Genomic DNA, 22,308 nt, shown 5'->3' with positions numbered 1-22,308 from the left:
GCGACCTGATTGTCCGTGCCGGTTCGGTTCATTCCGGTACAGTTTTATCACGCGGCGAATTTGAGCAATTAGCCTATTTACGGCGCTCTGCGGTCCAAAACGGTCCGGTTTCAAAACACCGTTCGCGCCCGTTCAAAGACAAATTTCTAATGAAATCCGTCACTTGACATGCGCTTCAATGCGGACCTGCAAGCCCGGATCGGGCGCCCTTCCCCATTGCGGCCACCAATGTAGCCTTTTTGGATTCGAACCTGAAATGCGGTTTCGAGCATCCAATTAGGACAGTATGGCTGTCCTATTTTGACCCTGTATGCCAGAAACCGGCACCGGGAGCAAGATGGCAGGGTCATTTTTGTGACCCGCAACATCAGCATATTGCCACACCCGGACAATTGGCGACATAATATTTCACCATCGTGACAGTTTTGGTTTCATTATGACCGGAGACACCGGTTTGACACGCGCGCTTTGCCTTGCAGGCATTCCGTGTCATGAATGTGCGGACATCATCAGGTTTGCTCTAAAGGACCCCCATGCATTTTTCCTCGGACAATTGGGCAGGCGCACATCCTCTTATCGCCGAATCGCTCACCCGCCATGCATCCGGCTTTGCAGCCGCCTATGGAGGCAGCGATCTGGACAAAAAAATCGAGGCAAAGTTCAACGAGATATTCGAACGCGAGGTCGCCGTCTTTTTTGTCGGCACCGGAACGGCAGCCAATTCGCTCGCCATGGCTTCCGTCAGCAGGCCGGGCGGCGTTGCCTTTTGTCACCGGGAAGCCCATCTGATCGCCGATGAGGGCGGCGCACCCGAATTCCTGGGTCAGGGCATACGCCTTGCAGGTGTGGACGGCGCCTACGGCAAAATCGATCCGCAGGAACTCGAAGCCGCGATCGGCCGTGTTCCGCCAGAATTTGTCCATGCCGGCCAGCCGATGGCCGTCAGCATCTCCCAGTCCACCGAAATCGGCACCGTTTACGAGCACGGTGAAATTGAGGCCGTCGCCGAAATCTGCCGAAAACACGGGCTATCGCTACACATGGACGGCGCCCGCTTTGCAAATGCCATGGCAGGACTTGGATCAAGCCCTGCCGAGATGAGCTGGCGGCGCGGCGTCGATGTTCTTTCCTTCGGCGGCACCAAGAACGGTTGCTGGTGCGCCGAGGCGCTGGTCGTATTCGATCCTGAAAAAGCGAAGGACTTACCGTTCATTCGCAAACGATCGGCCCACCTGTTTTCCAAGACCCGCTTCATAGCGGCACAGTTTGAAGCCTATTTCGAGGACGATCTGTGGATGCAGGTCGCCGCCCACGCCAACAACATGTCTTCCCGGCTTCAGGAGATCATCAGGGCATCGGACAATGCACGCCTTGCCTGGGACAGCCAGGCCAATGAAGTCTTCGCCATCATGCGGCGCGACCGGTTTGACATGCTGATCGAAAAAGGCGTCCGGTTTTACGAGTGGCATACGCCGAATTTCGCCAGCAGCCTTGTCGGTGATGACGAACTCATCACGCGGCTCGTTACCGGATTCGCGACCACCGAGGACCATGTCCTCGGTTTTGCCGAGTCATTGGAATAATATCGGGACGCTAACCCACCGGTGATTGCCGGCACAGTGGCAATGAAAGCAACGGATACGCAACGCCGATAGCGGTGTAAACTGCCGGGTGGACCGCATTTTTTTCTGCGGCGCCCGGACATAACACTTTTGTCACGACTGGCTTACAGGAGATAACACGCTGTTGATTTCCAATTTATCCGCATTTTTCAGAAACTCCGCCCGTCCCGGCAACCACCGGGGAAAGACAAGTGTCACCATCTGAATCAAAAACTCCCAAGGAGATCATCATGTCCAAGAAAACAATTGTTGGCGCTTCCGCTGTTGCCGGTGCGGTTGCCATGGCCCTGTCCGGTGCAACACTCGTTGCCTCGACAACCACGGCCTCTGCCAAAGAAAAGTGCTACGGCGTTTCCCTTGCCGGTCAGAATGACTGCGCGGCAGGTCCCGGCACCACCTGCGCCGGAACGTCGACCGTCGATTATCAGGGCAATGCCTGGAAGCTGGTCAGCGACGGCACCTGCACCACGATGAACCTGCCGGATGGCCGCACCGGTTCGCTTGAGCCGCTCGATCGCGACCTGCCGGCCTAAGCCAAGCCGGAATTTATGCCGACCGCCCGCGTTGTTACGGGTGGTCGGCAATCCGGTGAAGCGGGAGAAATTCTATGACGAACAAAGCCTCCTGGGCAGACACCGATGTCGGTGCCCGTTTCACGGACAGCACCATCCCCGCACGCGCCGGCGCAGGTCTGAAACCGGATCATGTCGATGCCATTTTGAACGATGAATACCGCATCGGCTTTCTGGAAATCCACGCGGAAAACTACATGGGTGAAGGCGGCGCACCGCATCGCGCACTTACCGCTATTCGCCAGAATTTTCCGCTATCCGTTCATGGGGTCGGCCTTTCGATCGGCAGTGAAAACGGCATTGACCACGAACACGTCAAACGTCTGAAACGTGTCGTTGACCGCTACCAGCCCGGTCTCGTTTCCGAGCATCTTGCCTGGTCCACTCACGACGCCAACTATTTCAATGACCTCCTGCCCGTTCCCTACGACAAGCAGACGCTCGACCGGGTTTGCAGTCACATCGGTCAGCTCCAGGACGCGCTCGGCCGCAAGATCCTGCTTGAGAACCCGTCGACCTATGTGCAGTTCGAGCGGTCGACCATGAGCGAAACGGAATTCATTGCGCAGATTGCCGAGCGCAGCGGCTGCGGCCTGCTGCTCGACATCAACAATGTCTTCGTCTCGGCCACCAACCAGAAATACCGCCCACTGACATATCTCTCCGAATTTCCGCTGGAGAAGGTCGAGGAGATACACCTCGCCGGCCACGCACCGGACGTCGATGACGAAGGCGAACCGCTATTGATTGACGCGCATGACCGCCCAGTCGACGACGAGGTCTGGAAACTCTACGACATTGTCATCGGTCAGATGGGGCCGGTTCCGACACTGATTGAATGGGACAACAATGTTCCCGACTGGCCGGTCCTGCGTCATGAGGCAAAGCGGGCCGATGAAATTCTCGAGCGGCGGGCTACCAACTACCTGCTGGGGAGCCGCCATGCCGCAAACGGCTAAAACGAAGCGCGCAGGCGGGACCGCCGGTGCGGCAAGCCTGGAGCCGTTCTCCGACGCCCTGCTTGACCCGGACCTGCCGACGCCGCAAGGCATTGTCGGCCCGCAAGGCAAGAAGGCCGCCAAACGGTTCAATGTCTACCGCAACAATGTGACGGTCGGCCTCGTTGGGGCGCTTTGCGATATCTATCCTGCTGTTCACCGCCTCGTTGGCGACGAGTTCTTTCGCGCAATGGCCAAGATCTATGTCCGGAGCGAACAGCCATCCTCACCGCTGTTGTTTCGCTATGGCTCAGGTTTTCCTGCCTTTCTCGAAAAATTCGAGCCGGTCGAAAAACTCAGCTACCTGCCGGACGTCGCCCGGATCGAGCGTGCCTGGCTGGACGCATTCCACGCGGCCGATGTACCGGCGATGGACCCGGCGGAGCTCGGTGCCGTTCCCCCGGAAGATCTCGCGGCTCAGTGTTTTAATGCCCATCCGGCAGCGCATATCGTTCGCTCGACCTATGCAGCGGTATCGATCTTTTCGGCGAACCGCGCAGGCAAAGACCTTTCGGGGATCGACCCCGGCACCGCCGAGGACGGGCTGATTACGCGGCGCGAATTCGATGTCGAGATAAGACATTTGCCGCCGGGAGGCGCTGCATTTCTGCAGGCGCTGATCAACGGCGACACACTGGGCAAGGCTGCCGGCTCGGCCATGGAAGAAACACAAGATTTCGATCTGGCACAGGCAATCGCAGCCATGCTGGAAGCCGGTGTATTCACCGGAATTGCATCCCAGGACAAGAACGAAAAGGGACACAAACCATGACGTCGCTCATTGAAATGATACGCCGGCTGCATGACGGAGTGTTTGGTGCGGTCGAGACAATTACAGCCGGTTGGTTCCTCGGTCTGTTCTCACGTTTCGTCATCGCCGCCACGCTCTACGTTTATTACCTGAACTCGGCCAAAACCAAGATTGGAGACGGGTTGCTTGGTATGTTCGAGGTAACAGACAGCGCCTACATCCAGATCGCAGGCAAGGCCTTCGAGGCCGCCGGATATGAAGCAAGCGCGCTGCCTCTGCCGGCACACATCATGGTCTATGCAGGAACCTACGGGGAGTTCATTCTCCCGGTCCTGGTGATTATCGGTCTGTTCGCCCGCGTCGGTGCCGTAGGCATGATCGCTTTTGTGTTCGTGCAGACCTATGTGGACGCGACCGGCCATGGCGTTGCGCTGGGCACGCTTTTCAACGGCCAGCCCGGCGAAATTCTCGACCAGCGGCTGTTCTGGATTACACCGCTCATCTACGTGGCCGTCAAAGGCCCTGGCCTCATATCGCTGGATACGCTGATCTCCCGATGGTGGAACGCGCGATTGACGGGACCATTGCCCGCATAAGCAAAAACGGCGCCGATCAAGGCGCCGTTTTCGTTAGTCTGCCCAAAATGGTCAGGCGACCGTTTCGGCTTCGATCTGCTTGGTCGTATCTGCTGATTTATCGGCCGTGATTTCAATACGGCGCGGTTTCATGGCCTCGGGAATTTCGCGCACGAGGTCCACGTGAAGCAGTCCGTTTTCGAGCTTGGCTCCGTTGACTTCCACATATTCGGCGAGCTGGAAGCGGCGTTCAAAAGCGCGCTTGGCGATACCGCGATAAAGGAATTCGCCTTCGTCGCTGCCGCTGTTGTCCGTCTTTTCGCCCTTGACCGTCAGCACGTGTTCGCGTGCCTCGATGGAAAGTTCGTCTTCACCGAAGCCGGCGACGGCCATGGTGATCCGGTAGGCGTTGTCGCCTGTTCTTTCGATATTGTAGGGAGGGTAGGTCTGGCCCTGGTCAGGCTGGGCAAGGCTGTCCAGCATGGTAAAGAGCCGGTCAAATCCGACGGTGGAGCGATAAAGGGGTGAAAAATCGACATGACGCATGGTCTTGTCCTCCATTGAGCGACTGTTTTGGTCTTGGCTTCGGATACCCCCGCTTGGCGGCAGGCCATCGAGCCAGCAGGCCCGGAATGGCGCCTGCAAGCTATAAATGGTGACTGCAAAGCAGCGTTTCAAGATATCTGCAATAACCGTGAATGCCCCTGTTTTTAAAGCACATTGACCCTTGATCAGCACGGCCAGAAAGGTTCAATAGAAACATGGACCAAAGCGCACCCAAACCCGAAAACATCATCCACGACACGCCGGACAATCCGGCGCCGGAAAACGCCACTGCCGGCTACTTCGAAACCCGCGACAACAAGAAGCTACGCTACGCGATTTTTCGTTCCAGCGTTACCCGGGCATCGGGCACGGTCGTTCTGCTACAGGGTCGTAACGAGACCATCGAGAAATACTACGAAACGATCCGCGACCTCACCGACGCCGGCCTGTGGGTCGCGACGTTCGACTGGCGCGGCCAGGGCGGATCGGAAAGGCTTTTGAAGAATTCAATCGCCGGCCACGTACAGCGGTTTTCGGACTACGAGGACGATCTTGAGTATTTTCTGGAAAACATCGTCCTGCCGGATGCGCGTCTGCCCTTTTTCATAATCGGCCATTCGACCGGCAGCCTGATCGCACTTTCAGCTGCGCCGCGCCTTGCCAACCGCGTTGAAAAAATGGCGCTTTCAGCCCCCTTTGTCGGCATGCAGGACGGCCGGTTCGGCGAGCCGATGCTGCGCTTCATGGTTGGGGCGGCCAGTATGTTTGGTTTTGGCAGGAAATCTCCCACCGGCAACAAGCGAAGCAATCTCGTATTCGAAGGCAACAGTCTGACGTCGGACCGTCAGAGATTTGCTCGTAACCGGGCCATCTACGATACCTGCCCGGACTTTATCCTTGGTGGCCCGACCTTTCGCTGGCTGTCCGAATGTTTCCGAGCGATGAAGCGCGTGCACAGGCCCGCGCACCTTGCTTCGATCCGCATCCCGACACTGCTTCTTGGCGCCGGCGCCGACACGATCGTACCGATCGAAACCGTCGAGGAACTGGCCTCCCACTTCCGCGCCAGCGAACTGATCACCATCGACCACGCCCAACACGAACTGTTCCAGGAAGCCGATATCTTCCGGGAGCAGGTCATGGCAGCAATCAAAGCCTTCATGCCGGGTGAATTATAGGGCTGACGGTGGCCACCGGATGCCAGCGCATTTTCAGACCGTTCGAGAAACTCCGGCCGCCTTTGTCAGCTACAATCCGTCACCAAAGTGCGGGCAGTTCGACGGGCCCAAGGTTGGCATGCCTGAGCATGCCGGCCGCGGTCTCGACCCTTGCGCGTGCCACAGGCGGCCAACCGGCAGCCTCCCCGCGGACACCGTGGGTACGGAACGCGTTCAGCCTTATGCGCACCGGGCCATCCAGGGTTCGGGCAAATTCGATCAGACTTTTGATTTCGGTCTCGCTGTCCGTCCGGCCGGGGATCATCAGGAATCGCAATTCATAAAGTTTTCCTGCTTCATGAAGCATCCGGACACTTGCGAGACTGCGGTCATTTTTTCGCCCGGTCAAGCGCATGTGCAGCTCGGGATCAAAGGCCTTGATATCGAGCATAAAGCCATCCGTTACATCAAGCACAGATTGCCAGGCGGTGGTCCCGAGATGGCCATTGCTGTCGATAAAGCGGCTCAGGTGCTTCAGCTTCGGATCTTTTCCGGTTTCCGAAAACAGCGCCTTGATGAACGGCAGATGCAGCGTCGCTTCGCCGCCGGAAACGGTGATGCCGGACAGAAAGCTGATATTTTCACGCAGCAAAGCGCAAATGTCCTTTACGCTGTAGGTCTGAACCATCGGATTGGCGTTGATCTGGCAAGCCTTCAGGCATTCATCGCAATGGGTGCACAGGTCAGCCTCAAACGATATCCTGCCATCAACCAGTGAAAGAGCTTGCGGCGCACAAGCCGGGATGCAATCGCCGCAATTGTTGCACTGGCCTATGGTGTGCGGGTTATGACAGGCCGCGCAGTTGTAATTGCAGCCCTGAAAAAACAGAACCATCCGATTGCCCGGCCCGTCGACACAGGACCAGTTCAGGATCTTACTGATCGGCGCCCGCAAGGAGTTCATTTGCCACTACCCGGGGTTTGCGTTGCAGGATCGACGTGCATTTGGCGGCCTCCGCACCGAGCGCGGTGGTATTGGTTCGTGATCCGTTTTTGGCGTTGTATTGTTCAACATCCGATAACCGGATCATGTAACCGGTCACCCGCACCAGATCGTTTCCGCCCACATTGGCCGTAAACTCGCGAAAACCCTTGGCAAAGGCTCCCTTGCACAAATCCATCACCGCGTCGGGGTTTGCATTGACGGTTTCATCCAGCGTCAGGATTTCGCTGACACCCGAAGCATAATGCCGATGATGTGCGGCCAGTGCCTGAACATGGCTCACGGGGTCCGGCTCGGTTCCGTAGGGGATGCGCACGCCTGGTGTGTAGCCCGTGTCGGTGGACAGCCCGGCCTGGGAATGCAGCATGGCGCGTGACCGCCAGACATTCTTCAACGTCCGCGCAGCCACAAGTTCCTCGAGGCGCGCGGAGATCCTGTGGCCAAGGGCGTTGGCTTGCGGGTCGTGACCGTAGCGCCCCTTGGCGCCCTGTTTGTCTTGAAGAACGTTCACGGCTTCCGCCATGGCGAAAATACCGAACATGGCAGTAAATCGCGTCTCGTCGATCCAGCCTTCGGTCACCAGAAAGCTGTCAAAAAAGCCCGACTGATTGAATAGGTAATCTATGCGCGCCTCGGTCAGACGGAAGTTCAGGTCGACATAGTGTGGAAGTTTGACCGCCAGGAATTCCTCGACGTTGCGAGACCGCTCGGCCACAGCGGCCAGATTGACCCGTGTCAGGGTCGATGCACCGCCGCAAACGGGCAGGGCATTGTAGCAACTGACAATACCGTAGCCGCGGTCGCCGAACACCTCGCCGTGCAGGGGGTGGTTCGCAATATGCGGCTTCGAACATTTTGTAATGTTTTCAACGGCCTGCCGCAAAATATCATCGCTGCTGATTTGCGGATCGTAGAAAAAGGTCAGGTTCGGCGCAATCTGCTTGAGCTCGGCGTCAACCCGCAGAACCGCCCGGGCAACGCGATTGTCCGTTGGGCCGATATTCGCATGCATGAAAGCGTCGGGCAGCACCCGGTCGAGATAGCGCCAGAACAGTTTGATCTTCTGATAGAGCGCTTCGTCCGACACGCCTTCGCAGAAGGGCAGCAGCAGGTCGTCCAACTGGCCGATGTAAACCGGCATGGCAGTGACCGACGGCACATGGTGATAGGCGATCATCAGCGTGTTGATTGCCTCATCCAGCGTTTTCGGTGCCGGCAGTTCCAGCCATTCGCTGCCGTTTTCCAGAACCACCCCGTAGTCGGGCAAAACGTAGCGCGGTTTATAAGGGGCATGACCTTCGTACATGTCGCAAATCACCCGCGCGTCCAGCGCATTCCGGGTTTCTTCGTCAATCTGCGGATAGGTCAGCGAATTTTCAGCCTCAAGCGAAAGGGCGCGGGCCTTTTGCGCGGAACTCAGCGTTGGGTCATTCACAATGCGGCGGAAGTTCGGGTTTTCACTGGGCATTTGGAGCTCCTTCACGCAAGGCACAATCGCCCACGGGCCGAGGGCAACTCACCAAGATAGACAATACCCGCAAAAAACACCGCATTTAATGCATGACAATGCCACAAAACTGGACAATACTCGCATTCATGGAGAATCCGTCAGGTTCAGACATATACTTTCACAGCGTTGACCCGGTGAACTCGCCCTGGCCGTACCATGTAGCAGCCGGCGGGCATACCAACGTCTCAGCCAAGGATGGAATGGTCAGCCACCGCTACCACCAGCACACGCTTATCCTGACCCTCTCGGGCGAAGGGCGCATCAAGGTCGGCGATGGTGTGTTCGCAACGGGAGCCGGCAGCCTGGTATGGCTTGATACGTCTCGCAAATATGCCCACGGAGCGGCGCGTAAAAACCAGTGGTCATATATCTGGGTGGCCGTGTCGGGCCATGGCCTGGACAGATTGCACGAGCAAATCGGCCTGCAGGAAAATCCGGCATTTGACGAAGTGGACAACCTGAAGCCCTGCTTCACCGACATCGTGCAGAACCTGGCCGATCATCTCCCGTCAGCGGATGCGGCCATGAACGCACAGATCGCCTCAATCGTTGCGGTTCTTTTCACCAAGAGGATTGGCGCGATTGCCGAGGACGTTTCGGATCCCGTTTCAAATGTCATGCGGCAACTGCGCAAGGACATTTCCCGTGACTGGAACATATCATCATTGGCAGATATCGCCGGGCTTAGCCCGTCGCAATTGTTCCGCCGCTTTCGTACAGTCGCCGGAACGTCTCCCATATCGTGGCTTCGTCAGGAGCGAATGGTATTGGCGCGGCATTTGTTGACCGTCAGCGCCGAGAATATTTCAAACGTCGCAATGCGCTGCGGCTATGTCGATCCGTTTCATTTCAGCCGGGATTTCAAACGCCACAATGGATGTTCCCCGCGCTCATTTCGCGCGACCGCACGGTTCTGACGGCCCCGCCATCGCGGATGACATATTGTGAAACTGCCCTGCGCACGCGCTTCTGTCCCGCAAACCTCGGTACGGCCGCATCTCAACCATTAAGCAGCGCAAGCGCTTGCTCATGTACGGCCCTGCTTCCGGCTGCGATGATGTCGCCGCCCTGCTCGGGCCGGCCGCCGTCCCAGTTGGTAACGACGGCGCCCGCAGATTCGAGGATCGCGATCAGGGCACCGATATCATAGGCCGCGAGGTCGTTTTCGATCACAAGGTCGGCATTGCCGCTGGCAACCAGCGCATAGGCATAACAATCGCAGCCATATCGGAAGAGGTTCACCTGCGCTTCGACGGCGCCATAGCGCTCTGCCTGCTCGCCGGCAAACAGATGCGGTGACGTGGTAAACAGTGTCGCATCGGCAAGCGAGGTGCAATCGCGTGCCTTGACGGGGCGCTTTCCATCCGGTCCCCGGTAGTATGTGCCGCTCTCATCGGCGACATAGCGCTCGCCGGTAAAGGGCTGGTCCATCAGACCGGCGACGGCCCGGCCGTTTTTATAAAGCCCGATAAGCGTCCCCCACACGGGCAGGCCGGAAATGAAGGCCCGCGTTCCGTCGATCGGATCGATGACCCAGACATATTCGCGGTCGAGCCCGACGCTGCCATGCTCTTCCCCCATGATGCCGTGATCGGGGAAGTTCTGCCCGATCAGCGCACGGATGGCTTCTTCGGCGGCCCGGTCGGCTTCGGTCACGGGATCGAAGCCGCTCTGCAGTTTGTTTGTGATCTCGGTATTGACGCGAAAGCGCGGCAGCGTTTCCTTCGCGGCTGCGTCCGCAAGACTGTGCAGAAATTCAAGATCTGGTTGCATTTTGCTTCCTACGGCTCCGCGTTTCGGGTCATGGCCTGCGGCTATTGGCGTTTTTATGGAGTGGAAAATTATTGCAAGCGCGAAAAGATTTTTGTTCATCTCTTGACATTTGTGCAGCGCAGCAATATGTTGGTGATGCAGTCAACGACTGCGTATGCCCTTATTGGGCGTTTCCTCCCTAGATTTGACCGCGCCGAACCGGTGCGGTCTTTTTTTTGCCCGGCCTGTCCGGGAAGTTTGCCGCTGCGCCTACTCGGCCGCAAGGGCCACATCGGAATAGTTGCTGGAAAAATACTCGGTCAAAAGGTCCATGAACTGTGACAGATCCTTGCGCAACCCGATAAAGCCGGCTGTCTTTTCGAAGGTCTGTTCATTGACATAAAGACCGCGGTTGATTTCGATCTGTATGGCGTGAAGCCCGCGGGCGGGGCGTCCGTAATGTTCGGTGATGAACCCGCCCGCATAGGGCTTGTTGCGCGAAACCGTATAGCCGAGATCCTGCAAAATGCTGACCGCCAGCCTTGAAAGCGCCTCGGTGGCGCTGGTCCCATAGCGATCGCCGATAACGAAGTCCGGCCGCGTGCGGCTGCCGGCCTGCGCACTTGCCGGCATCGAGTGGCAATCCACCAGAACGCCGTAACCAAAGCGCGAATGGGTTTTGACCAGCAATTTGCGCAGCCGGTCGTGGTAGGGACGGTAGAAACGGTCGATGCGATCCAGCCCCTCTTCCATGGTTAAACGCTGGCCGTAAATCTCCATATTTTCCGCCACAAGCCTCGGGATTGTGCCGAGGCCTCCGGCAACGCGCATCGAACTGGCATTGATAAAGGAAGGAACCCGGCCTTCGAACATGCGCGGATCGAGCTCGTAGGGCTCCCGGTTGACGTCGATGAATGCGCGCGGGAAATGCGCTGCCAGCAACGGCGCGCCGATATGGGGCGACGCGTCGAACAGCTGATCGACATAATAATCTTCGGAACGGCGTATGGAATGCCGGTCGAGCCTGGAGGCTGAAAGAAAGGCTTCGGGGTAGACCCGGCCGCTATGGGGCGAATTGAATACAAAAGGGACGATTTGTTCGGCAGGCATGCGTATTTCAAACGGTGGGTGATCGGAAAAAATATCTTCGATCAATGGCTTAATCCCGCTCTGCGCGCCCTGTGGTCAAACCGGCACTCCTGCAAATCACATCCTTTGGTGGTTATGTTGCCAGTTGAAAGCGGCCAAGTCCATACTCAACGGGCCCTGTTGAGACAAACGTGAGAACCCCTCATAAAAAATCGTAACAGCGGCTTATAAAAATTGCCGGGTTTTCATCGCAAATTCACCCGATATTTACTTCACCGGGTTTGAATGGTCGGTGCCTGCATGTTATGCGGCGGGCGCAGACAATACCCAAAATAGGGAATGGACAGCCGGCTTATCCAAACAAACCGGCTGAGCATACACAAGCCAAAAGCTGATATTGGCGCGGGATTGAAGGGCATGAGTAGCGGTATGAAAATACTTCTTGCAGAAGACGATGACGATATGCGCCGCTTTTTGGTCAAGGCGCTGGAAAAGGCGGGATACGCCGTCCAGTCCTACGACAACGGCGCCAGTGCCTATGAGCGTCTGCGCGAGGAGCCGTTTTCTCTCCTTCTGACCGATATCGTCATGCCGGAAATGGATGGAATCGAGCTGGCGCGGCGTGCGACCGAACTCGATCCCGACCTCAAAGTCATGTTCATCACCGGATTTGCAGCCGTCGCATTGAACCCGGATTCAGAGGCGCCGAAGAACGCCACTGTTCTCTCAAAGCCGTTCCATCTCCGCGACCTCGTCAACGAGGTTGAAAAGATTCTCCAGGCCGCATAATTATCTGACAAATTCGCCCGAAACGGGCTTGACCACGTCATGCATTTTGTGGTGTATGCGGCCGGTCAGATGGGCGGTTAGCTCAGCGGGAGAGCACTACGTTGACATCGTAGGGGTCACTGGTTCAATCCCAGTACCGCCCACCATCATCTTCAATCACATCCAAAGAAAAACGGCGCACCTTCCCAAAGGCTGCAGTTGTCCTTCCGTAGCGTGTGGGCAATGAAAACAACTCGCATCCCAAAAGGTAATTGCAACGCTCCTGAAAAGACTGGATTGAGGCGCGGCTGATTGAACAGGCAACGCCCAGATTCACTGTTTTTGGCCCCCGGCGGAACCTGCCGCCTTGTTTTTTTGATCAGTGTGACATCTGAGAAGCAGGTCCATCCCGCTCGATCAAGCCCCATGCATTCTTAGGGGCATATGATCTTTGCATAAGACTTTCGTACACGTCCGGTGGCCGCAAGAATTTTCATTGCGATACGCCTCGCGGAAATCCCTATTTACAGGCCGTAAAGGCCGTTTGGGCGGTGCTCAGTACAAAATCGCCTCCCCCAAAGTTGCGATCATTTTTTTTCGTTATCCCCGTCTAAAATCACGGTCGCTATACACTATGAGAATAAAGGTGTTGGGGCCAAATAGTTAAAATGCAACATAAAAAAACCCATGTGGATTGCTGAATTTTGTGAACAACACCCAACGGATTTTGACTTTGTTGTGATATACTTACTTACGAATCACATTGCCCGGACTTTCGTCACAATTTGAGGGAAAGTTGATTCGGCGACTCTCAAAATTGGCGAAAGCGCAAGGCGCTTAACGTGTTGGATAGCACTGCTTTTCAACTTGAATTGATTCGCCAAACAGACGCATCGACACCACTTTAGAAACTGTAAGCGAACCGACAACGGGGGAAGGGCCTAGGACAAGGAAAGGACGAGGATCATGGACGTGTTTTCTCTGCAATCTGAGGTTTATGAAAGAACCAAGGTAGAAGAGATAACCCTGCAGGACTATCTACTGGCATGCCGTGACGACCCGGGGATGCGCGCAACGGCAGCGGAGAGGATGATCACTGCTATTGGAGAACCGGAGCTGGTAGATACCAGCCAGGACCAACGGCTGAGCCGCCTGTTCCTCAACCGCACCATTAAACGTTACCCGGCCTTTACCGAACTCTACGGCATGGAAGAGACAATCGAACGGATTGTCGGCTTCTTTCGCCACGCCTCCCAGGGATTGGAAGAACGCAAGCAGATTCTCTACCTGCTCGGGCCGGTAGGGGGCGGCAAATCCACCGTTGCGGAAATCCTTAAACGGCTCATGGAGCATGAGCCCATTTACGTCCTCAAAGCGGGAGACCAGATAAGCCCGGTCTTCGAATCGCCGCTTGGTCTCTTCAATCCCGAGCGTATGGGCGACCTTTTGGGGGATAAATACAATATTCCAAGGCGGCTGCTCACAGGTCTGATGTCGCCCTGGGCCGTCAAGCGGCTGGACGAATTCGACGGCGATATTTCCAAGTTCTCGATCGTCAAGATCTTCCCGTCCAAACTGCGCCAGATTGGCGTCACCAAGACGGAGCCCGGCGATGAAAACAACCAGGATGTTTCCTCCCTCGTCGGCAAGCTCGATATCCGCAAGCTGGAACATCTGAGCCAGAGCGATCCGGATGCCTACAGCTATTCCGGCGGCCTCAACCGCACGACACAGGGCCTCCTGGAATTCGTCGAAATGTTCAAGGCGCCGATCAAGGTGCTGCATCCATTGCTGACCGCGACACAGGAAGGCTCTTATGTGGGCACCGAGAATATCGGCGCCTTCCCCTATCACGGCATCATCGTCGCCCACTCCAACGAGGCGGAATGGCAGCAGTTCAAGAACAACAAGAACAATGAAGCGTTCCTGGACCGAATTTCAGTGGTCAAGGTGCCCTATTGCCTGAGTGCCACCGAGGAATCGGATATCTACGCCAAATTGCTGCGCGAAAGTGAATTGCGTGACGCCCAGTGCGCACCCGAGACGCTCAATATGATGGCGCGCTTCTCCGTGCTCACACGGTTGCACGAGCACGAGAATTCGACGCTTCATTCCAAACTTCGCATCTATGACGGCGAGACGCTGAAAGACACCGATCCGAATGCCAAATCGTTGCAGGAATATCGGGATGTCGCGGGTGTCGACGAAGGAATGACCGGAACCTCGACGCGCTTTGCCTTCAAGGTTCTTTCGGAAACCTTCAACCACGATACCGAGGAAATCGCCGCCGACCCCGTGCATCTCATGTATGTGCTGGAACAGGCCATCAAGCGCGAGCAGTTCAACGACGATGTCGAGGGACGTTATCTTGAATTCCTCAAAGCCGAGCTGACCCCACGCTATGCGGAGTTCATCGGTCACGAAATCCAGAAAGCCTATCTGGAATCCTATTCCGACTACGGCCAGAACCTCTTTGACCGTTACATTGCTTATGCGGACGCCTGGATCGAAGAGCACGACTACAAGGATCCCGATACCGGACAGATGTTCGACCGCGAGATCCTCGATCAGGAACTGGCGAAGATCGAAAAACCTGCCGGCATCGCCAATCCGAAGGACTTCCGCAACGAGGTCGTCAAGTTCGTGCTGCGCGCCCGTGCCGAGAACCAGGGCAAGAATCCCGACTGGCGCAAGTATAAGAAGTTGCGCCGCGTGATCGAAAAGCGCATGTTTGGTCAGGTGGAAGATCTTCTTCCTGTGATCAGCTTCGGCGCCAAACGCGACAAGGAAGCGGATGCCAAGCATCACGAATTCGTCGATCGCATGATCGAGCGCGGCTACACCAAACGTCAGGTGCGCCGCCTGGTCGAATGGTACATGCGTGTAAACAAGGCGGGTTAGACCCTTTTCGGGCTGGCTGGAAGCATTTGATGGCGGAAGATCGGTTCACTCGGCTAGGCGCGACGCGCGGCACCAATTCGTGCATCGGACAAGCGACGCAACGACGCCGATGGAGCGGTTTTCCCCACCTTCGAAAGGAAAGGGTCCAGTGACATGGGGCATTTCGTCGACCGGCGCCTGAACCCGAAAGACAAGAGCCTCGGAAACAGGCGGCGGTTTCTTAAACGCGTACGCTCCCACGTCAAGAAATCGGTGGACGAAGCCGTCCGCGAACGCGGCATCGCGGACGCGGACCGCGGCGAGAGGGTCATCGTGCCCTCAGGCAGCATCTCCGAGCCGACATTTCGCCATTCCACCAAGGCGGGCCGCCGTGAATACACATCAACCGGCAACAAATCCTTCCGCACCGGAGACAAGATAAAGAAACCGCCCGCCGGCGGTGCCGGTGGCGGCGGCAAGACCGGTACGGACACGGGCGAAGGCGAGGATGATTTCCTTTTCGTCCTGTCGCGCGAGGAGTTCCTCGATCTCTTTTTCGAGGACATGGAACTGCCCAACCTGGTCAAGCGCGGCCTCAAGCAGATCGAGGTGAAAAGACCGCACAGGGCGGGATATTCGATCACCGGCTCACCGGCCAATATCAGTGTTGAGCGGACCATGCGCAATTCGCTTGGCAGGCGCATGGCGCTGAAACGGCCGAAGGATCTTGAAGTGCGCGAACTGCGCGAAGAGATCTTCAAGCTGGAAGCAATCTCGTCGCCTACACCTGAACAGCGCACCGAATTGTCGATGCTTCACGAGATGCTGGAGGAAATGCTGCGCCGCCAGCGTCTGGTCGCCTATATCGATCCGCTCGATGTCCGTTACAATTATTTCGAGCAGCGGCCTGAGCCGCGCGAACATGCCGTCATGTTCTGCCTTATGGACGTATCGGCCTCCATGGGCGAGCGTGAGAAGGATCTGGCAAAACGGTTTTTTGTGTTGCTGCATCTGTTCCTGAGCCGCCGCTACGAAGCCATCGATCTGGTTTTTGTCCGCCATACCCACAATGCGCAGGAAGTGGACGAGGAGACGTTCTTTTACGCCAAGGAAACGGGTGGCACGGTCGTCAGCACGGCACTCGTGGAGGCAAAGCGGCTGATCGAGGAACGCTACCCGCCATCGGAGTGGAACATCTACATCGCACAGGCTTCCGATGGTGAGAACTATTCGGGCGATTCCAAAAAATGCGTCACGCTGCTCAATGAGGAGCTGATGAAGAACTGCCAGTATTTTGCCTATGTCGAGATCGTCGACGAGGCCGAAGCCGAATTCCTCAACAGCGAGGAAAACGGCGTTGAATTGTGGCGGGAGTACCGGCGGGTTGCCAGCCGCTGGCCGAATTTCGCAATGAAACGAATTTCCCGGCCGGCCGACATATACCCGGTGTTCCGCGAGTTGTTCGCCAAGAAATACGCGGATGGTAGTAGTGGCTAAAGCAGTACGCAAAAAGAAGAACAAACCTCTGTTCGAAGGGGCCGACTGGACGTTTGACACGCTGAGAACCGTCCACGATGCCATTGAAGATGTCGCCCGCGACGATCTGAAGCTCGATTTCTACACCAACCAGATCGAGATCATTTCGTCCGAGCAGATGCTCGATGCCTATTCATCGATCGGCATGCCGCTGATGTACCGGCACTGGTCCTTCGGCAAGCACTTCGTCTCCAATGAGCGGCATTACCGCAAGGGCGCTATGGGCCTCGCCTACGAAATAGTCATCAATTCCGATCCCTGCATCAGCTATTGCATGGAAGAAAACACCATGGCGATGCAGACGCTGGTCATGGCGCACGCGGCCTTCGGCCACAATCACTTCTTCAAGTCGAACCATCTGTTCCGGCAGTGGACCGATGCAGCCGGCATTCTCGACTATCTGGAATATGCCAGACGCTTCATCACCCAGTGCGAAGAGCGCTGCGGCGTGGCTGAGGTCGAAGCGCTGCTCGATGCCGCCCATGCGCTGATGCCGCACGGTGTATTCCGCTACCGAAGGCCACGGGAACCTTCGCTTCGAGAAGAGCAGGAACGCCAGAAGGACAGGCGCGAACACGAAGAACGCGCCGTCAACTATCTGTGGAGCACATTGCCGGGTTCGCCCCTGTCGGCCAAGGCGGACGCAGAAGTACGCGAGCGAAAGCGCGAGCTGCACCTGCCGGAAGAAAACCTTCTCTATTTCCTTGAGCACTACAGCCCGGTTCTCAGGCCGTGGCAGCGCGAGGTGCTGCGCATCATCCGCAACATTGCCCAGTATTTCTATCCGCAAAAACAAACCAAACTGATGAATGAAGGCTGCGCGACCTTCGTGCATTTCCACATCGTCAATGCCCTGCATCAGAAGAACCTGATCACCGACGGCGCATTGCTTGAAATCCTGCACAGCCACACGAACGTGATATTCCAGCCCGAATTCGACGATCCCCGTTTCAGCGGCATCAACCCTTATGCCCTCGGCTTTGCGATGATGCGCGACATCATGCGGATTTGCGAAGAGCCGAACGAGGAAGATCGTGAGTGGTTTCCGGATATCGCCGGCTGCAAGGACTGGCGAAACGTGCTGCTCGAAGCCTGGGCCAACTATCGCGATGAATCCTTCATCCAGCAGTTCCTGAGCCCGACGGTCATCCGTCAATTCCGCATGTTCGCTCTGTCGGACAATTCCGACGATCCATTTTATCTCGTGACCGGCATCCACGACGAACGCGGCTTCCGGCATGTCCGCGAGGTCTTCGCCCAGAATTACGATCTCGGTTCGATCGAACCCTTCATCCAGGTGGTTGACGTCGACCTTCTGGGCGACCGCTGCCTCAAACTCCAGCACGTCAAGCGCAACGGCGTCCCCCTCGACAAGGAACTGAAGGAAGCAACCCTTGCATACCTGGAGTCCCTATGGGGTTACGAGGTCAAGATGGAAGAGGTTGCGGCCTGAGCGGCGGGCATCAGCGCATGGGTACCGGTTATCCGGCGCCGCCGCAGGCCGGCACGAACTGGTCCAATAACGCTCCCTGATAAAACAGCGGATCAAGGCCGAGGACAAAGACACCGAGGCCGAAAAGGTTGTGCTCGACCCAAACGGCCGCCAGTGACCGGGTTTTCCTGTAGGTGCGATAAAATACCAGGCCCGCTGCAAAGCCAAGCGCAACGGAAAGCCAGGAACCGAACAGAATATGCACCCATCCGAACAGTGCAGCCGAAATGATGGTGGCGGGCAGAATCCGGACTTTCAGTTCATCCAGCCTCCATCCGGCATAGCAGCGAAAGACAATTTCCTGAGGCAGAACCGAGACAAACGTATATCCCACCGCCACACCTGCAATTATGATCGGGCTGTTTGAAGGGATGCACAACAGCCGGTCCGGGTAAAACCACAGCACGAATGCAAGGATCACGAGCCAGGCCGCTCCTGCCCTTAATAAAATCCCGGACAGCGCGAAACGGCAGGCTTGCCAGTCAAACCGCATATAGGCCCGCCGCACGCCCGCTTTCGACAACCGCCAAAGGCAGTATCCGAGGAGCACGAAGAGTGCGGGAAAATGCAGCTGCTGGTTCACGCCATAAGCCAGCAGCAAGGGTGCGACAAGGATCGTTCCGAGTTCGACTGCGACCAGCCGGTCCGCATTCAACAATGTGACCGGGAGCAGGAACCGAAAACCGGACATTGACCAATCAATCCCGTCGCCGGAAGCTGGCGGTTCAGGAGCTGCCCTTTTGCGCCTGGGCCTCAAACTCTCTTTCAAGCCGCTCCTCGAGCTTGACCAGATCGTCCGGCAAGGGCTGGCCCGTTGCCCTGAGCTTGTTGAGCTCAAGGCGAATCTGCTCGAGAAGCTGGGTTGCGTCTTCCGGCTGGTTTTCCATTTCAACGAAGAGCATGTTGATTTTGGTGATGAGGTCGTCAAAAGCCATGCGCCGGCATCCTTATCGTTATTCGTTGTTCGCAATCATAGTACCGGACGATTGACCATATTTTGACCCTCGTCAAATGAAGACTGCGACAAATTTCTCCGCATACGCCAAATCCTGTGCCGACCGATAAAACTACTCAGCCGGAACATGAGCGAACTGTGCGACCCTCGTTTTCGCGTAGATAACAAGGGCCGTCGTCACCAGCACAACCGACACAACCGCGGTTACGAAGACGAAGGCGCTGGTAAAGCCGCTTTTTGCCGCGACCTCAACAAGATGCTGGTCCGCCAGTGAAAGTGCGTGTGCTGCCGTCAGTGCCTCTTCCAGACTGTCGCCGGCAGTTTCCGGCAGAACAATCCCGTTTGGAACGGCAAAAGACAACGTATAAGCCGCCGACATCAGCCCGCCGAAAACGGCAACGCCGATCCCCGCACCCATGTCGAACGAAACCGATTCCATCGAGGCCGCCATGCCGGTCCTGTGTGCGGGCGATCCATTGATGACGGCACTTGAAGCTGCGGTCATGGCAACACCGATCCCGAACCCGAGGGCCATCAGCGCGGCAACCGCAAGACCAAGATTATAGTTGAACAGCGCAAGGCAGACAGCCAGGCCAAGGCCGCCTACGAGCGTGCCGCTCCACATGAGCGTTTCCTGACCCCATCTGGGAATAAGCGCACCTGCTATCGGACCGGCAGCCAGCGCAGCCAGGGGAACCGGCAGGATATAGAGCCCGGCATCAAGCGGCGAGAACCCGTCGACCAGCTGCAGATGCTGGCTGAACACGAGCTCGAATCCGGCAACCGAGGCAGACGTGACGAAGGCAATGAATATCCCCGCCGAAAAGCGCGTATTGTTAAACAGGCCGAAATCGATCATCGGATCGGACATCCGACGCTGGCGCCGCGCAAAAAGCACAAGCGTCACGATGCCAAGCAGGCCCGCAAGTACGGCAATCTCGTAGGAAGGATCGCGCTTGACGAATTCCTTGAAGGCATAAACGGTCGCAATGATGCCGAACATGATTTCCGCCGAGCCGCGCCAGTCCAGCGGGCGTTGGCTGAGTTGCTGTTCATTTGTAACGCAGAAAATTGCGACAACCAGCGACACAAGCACGATCGGAACATTGACGAGGAACACCGAACCCCACCAGAAATATTCAAGCAGAACGCCGCCGATGATGGGTCCGGCCGCTGCGCCGCCGGCTGCGACGGCGGACCATATGCCGATGGCCATGGCCTGTTCGCGCGCATCGGTAAATGTCAGGCGGATGATGGAAATGGTAGCAGGCATCATCATGCCGCCGCCAAGCGCCAGAACCACCCGTCCGGCAATCAGCATCTGGGGGTTCGGCGCGTAGGCACAAAGCAGCGAGGCAGCACCGAAAACGGTCAGGCCGGCAAGAAACAGGTTCCGGTGACCCCAGCGATCACCGAGCGCGCCGAATGTGGGCAGCACGCCGGCGATCACCAGCGAGTACGCGTTCACGATCCACAGCTTTTCGGACGCATCGGCTCCGAGCGCATAGGTCAGGCTCGGAAGCGCCGTATAGAGGATCGTCAGATCCATGACGATCATCAAGAGCGCGGATGACACGATGGCCAGAACGAGCCATTTGTTGTTGATAGGCATTTACAGCCCCTGTGAATTTGGCAATGTCGGGAGGAACAACGTCCTGTTTAGATTTATAAATACGATCGTATTTTATAAAAATCAATGGTAAAAATACGACCGTATTAAAAAAGAGCATGAGGGAATGGGCAGAAAGAAAACGATAGACCGCAATGAAGTGCTGGACGCCGCCGAAAGGGTCGTGCGGGACAAAGGTGCGTCCGGGCTCTCCATCGGTGCCGTCGCTCAGGAGGCCGACATATCCAAGGGTGGCGTTCAGTCCTGCTTCGGCACCAGGGATGCGTTGATCGAAGCCATGTTCGAACGCTGGGACAAGGACTTTGACGCCCAGCTCGAGGAACAAAGAAGCAGCGACACGTCGGGTCATGGCGAGGTAAAGGCCTATATCTCAGCCGTGCACCTGGACATTACCGAGCGGCATCTGCGCAACGCGGCAATGCTGTTGCTGCTGGCACAGACCGAGGAGCACCGGATCAAGGCCCGCGAATGGTATCGCAATTACTTCGACAAGCTGGATCTGAGCACAGATGAGGGACGCCGGCTGCGCATAGCGATACTGGCGACGGAAGGCGTCTTCATGCTCAGTTCGCTCGGCATGACCGACTTCAGCAAATCCGAATGGGATGATCTCCTCAAAGACATACTGGCGTTGACACGATAGACGACAGATCGACGGTGCAGGAAAATCCGGAGTGCGGGCGTCCAGTCAGGGCCGGCTTCCATGCGCCCCGCAGAAAACCGCACGGGTGGAACCGCTCGGGACATCGACTTTACCCATATGGAAGGGCCGCAATGCGGACCTTTCGGAAATGACAGGCTACGCTCGAAAGCGGTCGTTGGAGTTGATGGCTTTTAACTTGAATTCAGCCCGCGGGTAATAAATTACGCGCGTCGGAACTCGCCGCCTGTAACGCTCAACACCGCGGCCTTGAGCGAGGCAAGAAGGTCGAGCAGTTCTTCCTTGCTGCCCGCCGTATATTTCATTCCCTGTGCGGTTATTACGACGAAATGGGCGAACTGGGAAACAGACTGTCCGGAATATTCGATCTGGCTTTCGAAAGGCGCAAGGACGTCTATCAGGGCATTTCGGGCGTTGATCCGCGATTCAAGGATGGCCGCTTTCCCGGCCGCATTGTGACCGCTGATCAGATCGTCGGAAGACGGCGAACTCTGTAACAGATCAAATGCCGGAATAACGGTGTTTTCGAAATAGACATCCAGTTTCCGATCCAGCGCATCGACCTTGTCCCAGGCCTTTTTTGCCTTTTCCAGCGATGCTTCGGCCATGAACCTGATGCATGCGCCGAGGATCTCATCCTTGCTTCGGTAGGACGCATACAGCGTCGGCCGCGACACCGCCGCCTCTTCGGCGATGTCCAGCATGGTCGCCTTGCGGACGCCGTATTGAACGAATGTGCGGATCGCCGCCTCAAGGAGCTTTGTTTGCGTTTCAGTCATTTTTACAACTTGACAGATTATGGAAAAGTGTT

The 22,308-nt window shown here is 56.8% G+C and carries 21 protein-coding genes and 1 tRNA gene; 13 read left to right on the top strand and 9 right to left on the bottom strand.

Annotated features, from left to right (window positions below; translation table 11 throughout):
- The first annotated feature begins 533 nt into the window (after positions 1–533).
- From ABVT35_RS17810 to ABVT35_RS17790, 5 genes are all read left to right on the top strand, one after another.
- Positions 534–1,583: a low specificity L-threonine aldolase gene (locus ABVT35_RS17810; protein WP_368468126.1), complete on the top strand. Its 1,050-nt coding sequence runs from the start codon at positions 534–536 to the stop codon at positions 1,581–1,583.
- 269 nt (positions 1,584–1,852) lie between these two features.
- Entirely contained in the window at positions 1,853–2,155 is a 303-nt protein-coding gene (locus tag ABVT35_RS17805; protein ID WP_368468124.1) for a DUF2282 domain-containing protein, read from the top strand.
- Between the two features lie 74 nt (positions 2,156–2,229).
- Positions 2,230–3,153 carry a DUF692 family multinuclear iron-containing protein gene (locus ABVT35_RS17800; RefSeq protein ID WP_368468122.1) on the top strand — a complete coding sequence of 308 codons (924 nt, stop codon included), beginning with the start codon at positions 2,230–2,232 and terminating at the stop codon, positions 3,151–3,153.
- Positions 3,137–3,964 carry a DUF2063 domain-containing protein gene (locus ABVT35_RS17795; protein ID WP_368468121.1) on the top strand — a complete coding sequence of 276 codons (828 nt, stop codon included), beginning with the start codon at positions 3,137–3,139 and terminating at the stop codon, positions 3,962–3,964. Before ABVT35_RS17800 ends, ABVT35_RS17795 begins: the two co-directional genes overlap by 17 nt.
- Complete coding sequence (locus ABVT35_RS17790) at positions 3,961–4,539, top strand: DoxX family protein (RefSeq protein ID WP_368468119.1); 579 nt, start codon at positions 3,961–3,963, stop codon at positions 4,537–4,539. Before ABVT35_RS17795 ends, ABVT35_RS17790 begins: the two co-directional genes overlap by 4 nt.
- Positions 4,540–4,590: 51 nt before the next feature.
- Here ABVT35_RS17790 and ABVT35_RS17785 read toward each other — a convergent pair whose 3' ends face one another.
- A complete protein-coding gene (locus ABVT35_RS17785) occupies positions 4,591–5,064 on the bottom strand; it encodes an Hsp20 family protein (RefSeq protein ID WP_368468117.1) in 474 nt (157 codons plus the stop codon).
- Positions 5,065–5,279: 215 nt separating this feature from the next.
- Here ABVT35_RS17785 and ABVT35_RS17780 point away from each other — a divergent pair, with 215 nt between their 5' ends.
- Complete coding sequence (locus tag ABVT35_RS17780; protein WP_368468115.1) at positions 5,280–6,242, top strand: alpha/beta fold hydrolase; 963 nt, start codon at positions 5,280–5,282, stop codon at positions 6,240–6,242.
- Between the two features lie 79 nt (positions 6,243–6,321).
- On the opposite strand, the gene ABVT35_RS17775 is transcribed toward ABVT35_RS17780, so the two are convergent.
- Together ABVT35_RS17775 and ABVT35_RS17770 are read right to left on the bottom strand one after the other, a co-directional pair.
- Positions 6,322–7,185, bottom strand: a complete 864-nt coding sequence (locus tag ABVT35_RS17775) for a YjjW family glycine radical enzyme activase (protein ID WP_368468113.1) — start codon at positions 7,183–7,185, stop codon at positions 6,322–6,324.
- On the bottom strand, positions 7,157–8,692 hold the full coding sequence (locus ABVT35_RS17770) for a YjjI family glycine radical enzyme (protein WP_368468112.1): 1,536 nt from the start codon (positions 8,690–8,692) through the stop codon (positions 7,157–7,159). The genes ABVT35_RS17775 and ABVT35_RS17770 overlap by 29 nt, the downstream gene beginning before the upstream one ends.
- A 92-nt stretch (positions 8,693–8,784) precedes the next feature.
- Between ABVT35_RS17770 and ABVT35_RS17765 the strand changes: the two genes are divergently transcribed.
- Positions 8,785–9,651 carry an AraC family transcriptional regulator gene (locus ABVT35_RS17765; protein WP_368468111.1) on the top strand — a complete coding sequence of 289 codons (867 nt, stop codon included), beginning with the start codon at positions 8,785–8,787 and terminating at the stop codon, positions 9,649–9,651.
- A gap of 82 nt (positions 9,652–9,733) precedes the next feature.
- Here ABVT35_RS17765 and hisN read toward each other — a convergent pair whose 3' ends face one another.
- Positions 9,734–10,507: a histidinol-phosphatase gene (hisN, locus tag ABVT35_RS17760; protein WP_368468109.1), complete on the bottom strand. Its 774-nt coding sequence runs from the start codon at positions 10,505–10,507 to the stop codon at positions 9,734–9,736.
- Positions 10,508–10,756: 249 nt separating this feature from the next.
- Positions 10,757–11,638 carry an N-formylglutamate amidohydrolase gene (locus ABVT35_RS17755; RefSeq protein ID WP_368468836.1) on the bottom strand — a complete coding sequence of 294 codons (882 nt, stop codon included), beginning with the start codon at positions 11,636–11,638 and terminating at the stop codon, positions 10,757–10,759.
- 366 nt (positions 11,639–12,004) lie between these two features.
- Here ABVT35_RS17755 and cpdR point away from each other — a divergent pair, with 366 nt between their 5' ends.
- From cpdR to ABVT35_RS17730, 5 genes are all read left to right on the top strand, one after another.
- Complete coding sequence (gene cpdR / locus ABVT35_RS17750) at positions 12,005–12,364, top strand: cell cycle two-component system response regulator CpdR (protein ID WP_368468107.1); 360 nt, start codon at positions 12,005–12,007, stop codon at positions 12,362–12,364.
- A gap of 71 nt (positions 12,365–12,435) precedes the next feature.
- A tRNA-Val gene (locus tag ABVT35_RS17745) sits at positions 12,436–12,510 on the top strand.
- 799 nt (positions 12,511–13,309) lie between these two features.
- Positions 13,310–15,244 carry a PrkA family serine protein kinase gene (locus ABVT35_RS17740; protein ID WP_368468105.1) on the top strand — a complete coding sequence of 645 codons (1,935 nt, stop codon included), beginning with the start codon at positions 13,310–13,312 and terminating at the stop codon, positions 15,242–15,244.
- Positions 15,245–15,397: 153 nt separating this feature from the next.
- Positions 15,398–16,720, top strand: a complete 1,323-nt coding sequence (locus ABVT35_RS17735; protein WP_368468103.1) for a YeaH/YhbH family protein — start codon at positions 15,398–15,400, stop codon at positions 16,718–16,720.
- Positions 16,704–18,212 (top strand): SpoVR family protein, encoded by a 1,509-nt coding sequence (locus ABVT35_RS17730; RefSeq protein ID WP_368468101.1) that lies wholly within the window; start codon positions 16,704–16,706, stop codon positions 18,210–18,212. Before ABVT35_RS17735 ends, ABVT35_RS17730 begins: the two co-directional genes overlap by 17 nt.
- 28 nt (positions 18,213–18,240) lie before the next feature.
- Here ABVT35_RS17730 and ABVT35_RS17725 read toward each other — a convergent pair whose 3' ends face one another.
- The 3 genes from ABVT35_RS17725 to ABVT35_RS17715 all read right to left on the bottom strand — a co-directional run bounded on the left by ABVT35_RS17725 (position 18,241) and on the right by ABVT35_RS17715 (position 20,818).
- Positions 18,241–18,942, bottom strand: a complete 702-nt coding sequence (locus tag ABVT35_RS17725; RefSeq protein WP_368468100.1) for a CPBP family intramembrane glutamic endopeptidase — start codon at positions 18,940–18,942, stop codon at positions 18,241–18,243.
- Between the two features lie 34 nt (positions 18,943–18,976).
- A complete protein-coding gene (locus ABVT35_RS17720) occupies positions 18,977–19,186 on the bottom strand; it encodes a hypothetical protein (protein WP_368468097.1) in 210 nt (69 codons plus the stop codon).
- Between the two features lie 132 nt (positions 19,187–19,318).
- On the bottom strand, positions 19,319–20,818 hold the full coding sequence (locus ABVT35_RS17715; RefSeq protein ID WP_368468095.1) for an MFS transporter: 1,500 nt from the start codon (positions 20,816–20,818) through the stop codon (positions 19,319–19,321).
- 124 nt (positions 20,819–20,942) lie between these two features.
- Between ABVT35_RS17715 and ABVT35_RS17710 the strand changes: the two genes are divergently transcribed.
- Positions 20,943–21,479, top strand: a complete 537-nt coding sequence (locus ABVT35_RS17710) for a TetR/AcrR family transcriptional regulator (protein WP_368468093.1) — start codon at positions 20,943–20,945, stop codon at positions 21,477–21,479.
- A gap of 221 nt (positions 21,480–21,700) precedes the next feature.
- Here ABVT35_RS17710 and ABVT35_RS17705 read toward each other — a convergent pair whose 3' ends face one another.
- Positions 21,701–22,276, bottom strand: a complete 576-nt coding sequence (locus tag ABVT35_RS17705) for a TetR/AcrR family transcriptional regulator (protein WP_368468091.1) — start codon at positions 22,274–22,276, stop codon at positions 21,701–21,703.
- Positions 22,277–22,308 lie beyond the last annotated feature (32 nt).

Source organism: Hoeflea sp. TYP-13 (assembly GCF_040932035.1).
Taxonomy (GTDB): domain Bacteria; phylum Pseudomonadota; class Alphaproteobacteria; order Rhizobiales; family Rhizobiaceae; genus Hoeflea_A.
Note: the sequence above shows the minus strand (reverse complement) of the source record. Positions and strands in the feature narration are given on the sequence as shown.